The sequence below is a fragment of the Streptomyces alkaliphilus genome (genome assembly GCF_014141535.1).
Classification (GTDB): Bacteria; Actinomycetota; Actinomycetes; order Streptomycetales; family Streptomycetaceae; genus Streptomyces; species Streptomyces alkaliphilus.
Window position 1 is genome coordinate 1 of the sequence record NZ_VKHT01001765.1, and the last position, 408, is coordinate 408.

Below are 408 nucleotides of genomic sequence, written 5' to 3' on the forward strand. Positions count from 1 at the left end.
CCGCCGTACTCGGCGTGGGGGCTGCCGGCGTAGAGCACGGGGCCGGGCCACACGGGCGGGCTGCCGGCGTCGGTCTCCAACCGCGACCAGTAGGGGCTGCCCCGGCCGGGGACCAGGTGGAAGGAGACGGTCTCGCCGATGCCCCGGTCGGGGTCGTGGAGGTGGACGTGGCGGTGGGCGAGGACCTGTTCGGTGCGCACGTGCTGCCACGCCCCGGCCCATGCCCGGGTGCGGGAGGGGTGCAGGGCATCCAGGGTGTCCGGCGGGGCCTGGTCGACGTCGTCGTACCAGGTGGCGCTCACCCGGGGTTCGGCGGTCGTGGTGGTCATCGGCCGCTCCGGGTGGGGGTGATGGTGGCGCGCACGGAGCCGGCGGCCCGGTCGAGACGCTCGCGGCACAGCTCGGGGG

Annotated in this window: 1 protein-coding gene; it reads right to left on the reverse strand. The window is 76.5% G+C overall.

The features are described from left to right. The coding region (locus FNQ90_RS26670; RefSeq protein ID WP_182608613.1) for a hypothetical protein at positions 1-329 on the reverse strand (329 nt) is incomplete at its 3' end. Positions 330-408 lie beyond the last annotated feature (79 nt).